The following is a 6,321-nucleotide window of genomic DNA, read 5'->3' as shown; positions in this document are numbered from 1 at the left end:
GGTTGCAGATGTGGCGGGCGTCGAAGGCTTCCATGAAGCCGAAGGGGCCGTAATCCAGCGTCAGGCCCAGGATGGACATGTTGTCGGTATTCATCACGCCATGCATGAAGCCCACGGCCTGCCATTGCGCCATCAGCGTCGCCGTGCGGCGGGTGACTTCTTTCAGCAGGGCCTGATACGGGTTCTCTTCAGGCAGCAATTCCGGATAGAACTGTTCGAGTACGGTATCGGCCAGAATCTTCAGTTCATCGAAGCGCTGGTTGTAATACCAGTGCTCGAAAGAACCGAAGCGGATGAAGCTGGGGGCCATGCGGGTGACGACGGCGGCGGTTTCCGGGGCTTCGCGCATGACGCGCTGGTCCGAGCCGATTACGGTCAGGGCGCGCGTGGTCGGGATGCCGAGCGCGGCCATGGCTTCCGAACAGAGGAATTCGCGGATCGAGGAGCGCAGCACGGCACGGCCATCACCCATGCGCGAATAGGGGGTCATGCCCGCGCCCTTGAGCTGCAGCTCGATGCGTCCCTGGCCGTCGGCGGCCGGCAGGTCGCCCAAGGTGATGGCGCGGCCATCGCCGAGCTGGCCGGCCCAGACGCCGAACTGGTGTCCGGAATAGACCGCCGACAGCGGCGTCGAACCGGGCGGGATCAGGTTGCCGGCGAAGATGTCGAGGAAGCTGAAGTGCTCATCGGCCGGCCGTGGCAGCCCGGCCGTGGCCGCGGCTGCCTCGCTGAATCCGACCAGGTAGGGCGCGGGCAGGGGCGTGGGCTGCAGCCGGGTATAGAAGGCCGGCGGCAGTTCGGCGAAACGGTTCCCGAAAGGGGGCAGCGGATAGGATTGCGTCATGGTCAGCCTGTGGCGCGCAGCCCGGACCGGGCCGCAATCCGCTATTTTGACAGAGAAGCGCGAATCCCATAGGATCGCTGCACTTTTGCGTCCTGCCGCGCCTGGCCGGACGCGGCAAGCTCTTCAACCTCCTCGATACGGCATCTCCCCGCAAGGCTGGCAATTTGGAATTCGCGCTGATCACCTTCCTGAACGGCCTGGGCTACGGCTTTTTGCTGTTCCTGCTGTCCTCGGGCCTGACGCTCATCTACAGCATGATGGGCGTGCCCAATTTCGCCCATGCCAGCTTCTACATGCTGGGTGCCTATGTTGCCTACGCACTGGCTGGCGTCCTCGGATTCTGGTGGGCGCTGCTGCTGGCGCCCCTGATCGTGGGTGTGGCCGGGGCGCTGGTGGAGCATTACGGCCTGCGCATCGTGCATCGCTATGGGCATGTGCCGGAATTGTTGTTCACTTTCGGTCTGTCCTATCTGGTGGTGGAACTGGTGCAACTGGTGTGGGGCCGCTCGCCGGTGCCTTATCGCATCCCGCCCGAACTGGACGGCACGCTGTTTACCCTGTATTCGACCGCCTTTCCGGTCTATCGCGGCTTCATGCTGCTGGTGGCGGCTTTGATGCTGCTGGCCTTGTGGCTGTTGCTGCGCCATACCCGCATCGGACTGGTGATCCAGGCCGCGCTGACCCATCCGCAGATGGCCGAAGCGCTGGGCCACAACGTGCCGCGCGTGTTCATGCTGGTATTTGGCGGCGGCTGCGCACTGGCGGCGCTGGCAGGCGTGATCGGTGGCAATGCCTTCGTCACCGAGCCGGGGATGGCGGCGGCCGTCGGCAGCATCATCTTCGTGGTGGTGGTGGTGGGCGGGCTGGGCTCGCTGGCCGGAGCCTTCATCACCTCCCTGCTGATCGGCATGATGCAGACCTTTGCGGTGGCGCTGGATGTCTCGCTGGCCAGCCTGGGCTTGCAGGTGCCGTCCGGCAGCGCGCTGGCACCGCTGGCGCGGCTGACATTGGCGCAGGTGGCACCGGTCTTGCCCTATCTGCTGCTGGTGGTGATGCTGATCGTGCGTCCCAAGGGCCTCATGGGCCGGCGGGAGAGTTGAGCCATGCGACGGATCGTGCTTCCCTGGCTACTCTTTGCCCTGATGCTGCTGGCCGCACCGCTGGTGTTTCCGCAGAGCGCGGCGTTGTCGCTGCTGTCGCAGATGGGCACGATGGTGCTGCTCTGCCTCTCATACAACATGCTGCTGGGCGAGGGCGGCATGCTTTCTTTCGGGCATGCGGTGTATTCCGGCCTGGGCGCCTTTGGGGCCATCCACCTGATGAACCGCATGGCCGATGGCGTGCTGGCCTTTCCGGTGACGCTGGTCCCGCTGGCCGGCGGCCTGACCGGCGCGCTTTGTGCGGTGGTGCTGGGCTATCTCACCACGCGTCGCGCCGGCACGACGTTCGCCATGATCACGCTGGGACTGGTGGAACTGGTCTCGGCCTGCGTGTTGATGTTTCCCGAGGTTTTCGGCGGGGAGGGCGGCATTTCGGGCAACCGCGTCATCGGCGAGCCCGTGCTCGGGATCAGCTACGGTCCGCAGATTCAGGTGTATTACCTGATCGCCGGCTGGCTGCTGGTCTGTGCCGTCGCCATCCATGCGCTGCGCCACACGCCGCTGGGCCGCATCCTCAATGCCGTGCGCGACAATCCCGAACGCGCCGCCTTCCTCGGCTACGATCCGCAGCGGGTGCGCTATCTGGCCTTGATCCTGTCGGCTTTCTTTGCCGGCGTCTCTGGCGGGCTGTCGGCCATCAATTTCGAAATCGTCAGTGCGGAATACGTCGGAGCGCTGCGCTCCGGCACCATCCTGCTGTTCACCTTCATCGGTGGCACCGCCTATTTTTACGGGCCCGTCATCGGGGGCGTGGTCGGGGTGCTGTTTTCTTCCTGGTTGTCGGCCTATACGCAGGCCTGGCAGTTCTATCTGGGTGCGCTCTTCATCCTGATCGTGATGACTACGCCGGGCGGGCTGGCCAGCCTGATCGACCGCAGCTGGCACCTGCTGCAAGGCGGGCAGGTGAATGCGCGCCTTGCGGGGCGCCTGGCATGGTGGCTGGCAGCTGCATTCTGTACCTTGACGGGCGTCATCCTGGCGACCGAGATGGCGTATCAGGCCAGCCTGGGCAGCCTCGCCGATACCGGCGAAGGTGCTGCATCGCTGATGCTGTGGGGCTGGCGCATCGACGTTCATGCCGCTGCCCCGTGGGGCCTCGCAGCGCTCTGCGTGGTGGTGGGCGCGGGTGCGCTGGTGGCCTGGCAACGTTCGGGGAGGGCGCGATGACGGCCCCTTTGCCACTGGTACTGCAGGATGTGCACAAGGCCTTCGACCGCAGCGAGATCCTGTGTGGTGTCGATCTGCAATTGCAGCCCGGCGAGCGCTGTGCCCTGATCGGGCCGAATGGAGCCGGCAAATCCAGCCTGTTCCACGTCGTCTCGGGACGCTATCGCGCCGATGCCGGCCGCGTGCTGCTGCACGGACGCGACATCACGCGCGAGCCGCCCCAGCAGATTCACCGGCTGGGACTGGCACGCAGCTTCCAGATCACCAGTCTGTTCCCGCGCCTGAGCGCTTTTGAGAATGTGCGTTGCGCGCTCTTGTGGACGCTGGGCTACCGCTATGCTTTCTGGCGCCGCATCGGCCAGTTGCGCGATGCCAGCGAGCGGGCGCTGTCCGTGCTGGACAAGGTCGGTCTGGCCAAACGTACCGAGGTGGCCGCAGGCGAGCTGAGCTATGCCGAGCAGCGCGCCCTGGAGTTGGCAGTGCCCATCGCGGCCGATGCCTCCGTGATCCTGCTGGACGAGCCGACCGCCGGCATGAGCCGTGCCGAGAGTGCCGCCATGGTCGCGCTGATCCGCGAAGTCACCGTCGGCAAGACCCTGCTGATGGTGGAACACGACATGCAGGTGGTCTTCGGCCTGGCCGACCGCATCGCGGTCATGGACAACGGCCGCGTGATCGCTTGCGACAGCGCCGAGCGCATCCGCGCCAATCCGGATGTCCAGGCGCTGTATCTGGACCGGAGGCCCCATGGATAAATCCTCTGCGTTGCTCAGGATTACTGGCCTGCAGGCCTGGTACGGCCAGAGCCACGTACTGCATGGCGTCTCGCTGGAGGTGGCGCGCGGGGAGATCGTCAGCATCCTGGGCCGCAACGGCGCGGGCCGTTCGACCCTGCTCAAGGCCGTGATGGGCCAGGTGCGCAGTACGGGGGAGATCGATTTCGAGGACCGTTCGCTGGCCGGTCTGGCCACCTACGCCATCGCGCAGCGCGGCGTCGGCTACGTGCCGGAAAGCCGCGATGTCTTTCCGGCGCTCACCGTGCAGCAAAATCTGCTGCTCGGCCGCAAGAGCGGGCCGGTACCGGACGATGGCTGGCGCGAAGAGGAAGTATTGGCCTTGTTCCCGTCCCTGGAACGGCGCTACAAGGTGGCGGCCGGGGCGCTGTCGGGCGGGGAGCAGCAGATGCTGGCGCTGGGCCGCGCACTGATGGGCAATCCCCGGCTGTTGCTGATTGACGAACCGACCGAGGGCCTGTCGCCGCAGATGGTCGGGCAGGTCGCTCATTACCTCGAACTGCTGCGCCAGCGGCAGGTGGCGGTGCTGCTGATCGAGCAGAAACAGGCACTGGCGCTGGAGCTGTCACAGCGGGTTTACGTGATGGGACGCGGCGAAATGGTCTTTCGTGGCACGCCGGCGCAACTGGCGGCGGACCAGGCCTTGCAGCAGGAGTGGCTGGCCCTCTGAGGCCATCGCCGGCGAAAGGGGGCAATTCTCGTGCCGCCACGATGGCCGGGCCATCAGGGGACGCGCACAATCCCCGCTTTAGCCGATCGGGAGATGTTCATGCTGCTCTGGCCCCTGCTGATTTGCCTGGCCGTCCTGGCCCTGTATGCGGCTGACCGCGCCTGGTTGCGTTACGTCCGCCGCGAGGATGTGCCCTTGCACGATCCGCAGGGCTATCTGGAGATGACCGCCCGCATGACCGAACTCTGCCACGGGGACCGGATGCGGGTTGACCAGCTGATCGCTCGCCAGCGGCAGCGTTTCCCGCAGGCGGGGCATGCCGAGCTGGTGCGGCTGGCCATGCGGGCATTGCTGGAGCCGCAATCCGCAAGCCAATCGGAACGCAGACGTTGATCCAGGGCGTGCGGATTTTTCTCTTCTGATTACAGCATGGCCGGTGGCAAATCCAATCCCAGGGTGCGCAGCATCTCCTTGCGACGCAGGCGCAGGTCGTCGTCGCTTGCCGGCCATTTGCGGTAGATCGACAAATAATCCAAGGCGATCGAACCTTGGGACTTCGCGTCGTTGTTGCGGCTCTGGCCTTCATTGATGTGCACGACCGGCCCGGAAATGCCGAGGAAATTGAAGTCGTATTTGACCACCAGCGAAATCAGGTAATCCCAGTCCTCATGGCTTTGCAGCGCGGCATCCACCAGATGGCGCTTGGCGATGGACGAGGAAAGGATGATGGTGTTGTTGGGGATGAAATTGCTGACCAGCAGGCCGCGGATGTCGGTGCCGCTCATATCGATGTCGGTGCTGGAGATCACCTGGGTGCTCTCGGCTGTACGCATTTCCCTCACCTGGCTATAGGACACGTAGTTGACGGCATCGCTGCGGAAGCGGTTGCATTGGACGATGGCTTGCAGGAAATCGGACCGATAGCTGTCGTCGTCATCCAGGAACAGGATGAATCGGCCACGCGCCAGCTGCACACCCGCATTGCGTGATTCGGCCGGGCCCTTGGCGCCGGGCAGGCAGAGGAAGACATCAGTTTCGCGCAGCAGACGGCTGGCGACTTCCTTGGTCGCGGCAGTGCCTTCATCAGCGACCAGGACAATCTCGAAATCCCTGAAACTCTGGGCCAGCAAGGATTGCAGAGCGCGTTCAAGGATGGCCGGGCGGCGGTGCGTGGAGACGACGATGGAAAACACGGGCGCAATATGCATGGTCATGAGTCAGTAGTGGGCGGTGGATGTCAGGCGGCCTGTGCCGGTAATCCTGAAAGGAGATCGTCAGGCCATTCGTCCGGGTGGCAGGCAATGCTCTCCCGGCGAACGTAGAAGAGGTGCAGGGTGTCGATGGACATCGGCCCGGCGGGCAGACGATGCAGCAAGATGGGATCCCCCCCGGAATCGACTTTTATTGGGGGCTAACTATAGCGCCCAAAGCAGGCACTGTAAACTTGAAGCGGGGAGCTTCATGAACAAGTCCACCTGCCGGGAGGCAGGTGGCGGGCCGACCTGAATGCGAAGAGGATTGCCAGGCCGTCTTACTTGTTGACCAGCTTGGCCGGCAAGCTCAGCGTGAGCAGGCCGCCGATCACCAGCGAGGCCGCCAGCACGTACATGCCGGCATTGGTGCTCTGGGTGGTGTCCTTGAGCCAGCCGACCAGGAAGGGGCTGACGAAACCGGCCAGGTTGCCCA

7 protein-coding genes are annotated in these 6,321 nt (G+C 64.6%); 5 read left to right on the top strand and 2 right to left on the bottom strand.

The window, feature by feature from the left end; all coding sequences use genetic code 11:
* On the bottom strand, positions 1-844 hold an 844-nt coding region (locus B3873_RS08615), incomplete at its 3' end, for a protein adenylyltransferase SelO family protein (RefSeq protein ID WP_286865300.1).
* A 164-nt stretch (positions 845-1,008) separates the two neighbouring features.
* Between B3873_RS08615 and B3873_RS08610 the strand changes: the two genes are divergently transcribed.
* From B3873_RS08610 to B3873_RS08590, 5 genes are all read left to right on the top strand, one after another.
* Entirely contained in the window at positions 1,009-1,944 is a 936-nt protein-coding gene (locus B3873_RS08610) for a branched-chain amino acid ABC transporter permease (protein WP_034335684.1), read from the top strand.
* Between the two features lie 3 nt (positions 1,945-1,947).
* Positions 1,948-3,171 carry a branched-chain amino acid ABC transporter permease gene (locus B3873_RS08605; RefSeq protein ID WP_286865297.1) on the top strand — a complete coding sequence of 408 codons (1,224 nt, stop codon included), beginning with the start codon at positions 1,948-1,950 and terminating at the stop codon, positions 3,169-3,171.
* A complete protein-coding gene (locus tag B3873_RS08600) occupies positions 3,168-3,926 on the top strand; it encodes an ABC transporter ATP-binding protein (protein ID WP_286865296.1) in 759 nt (252 codons plus the stop codon). Before B3873_RS08605 ends, B3873_RS08600 begins: the two co-directional genes overlap by 4 nt.
* Complete coding sequence (locus B3873_RS08595) at positions 3,919-4,635, top strand: ABC transporter ATP-binding protein (protein ID WP_286865295.1); 717 nt, start codon at positions 3,919-3,921, stop codon at positions 4,633-4,635. Before B3873_RS08600 ends, B3873_RS08595 begins: the two co-directional genes overlap by 8 nt.
* Positions 4,636-4,728: 93 nt before the next feature.
* Entirely contained in the window at positions 4,729-5,028 is a 300-nt protein-coding gene (locus B3873_RS08590; RefSeq protein ID WP_227022689.1) for a hypothetical protein, read from the top strand.
* Between the two features lie 29 nt (positions 5,029-5,057).
* Here B3873_RS08590 and B3873_RS08585 read toward each other — a convergent pair whose 3' ends face one another.
* Positions 5,058-5,843 carry a glycosyltransferase family 2 protein gene (locus B3873_RS08585; protein WP_286865294.1) on the bottom strand — a complete coding sequence of 262 codons (786 nt, stop codon included), beginning with the start codon at positions 5,841-5,843 and terminating at the stop codon, positions 5,058-5,060.
* Positions 5,844-6,321 lie beyond the last annotated feature (478 nt).

It is taken from the genome of Herbaspirillum sp. UBA812 (genome assembly GCF_002296545.1).
In the GTDB taxonomy this organism is placed as follows: domain Bacteria; phylum Pseudomonadota; class Gammaproteobacteria; order Burkholderiales; family Burkholderiaceae_D; genus Herbaspirillum; species Herbaspirillum huttiense.
Note: the sequence above shows the minus strand (reverse complement) of the source record. Positions and strands in the feature narration are given on the sequence as shown.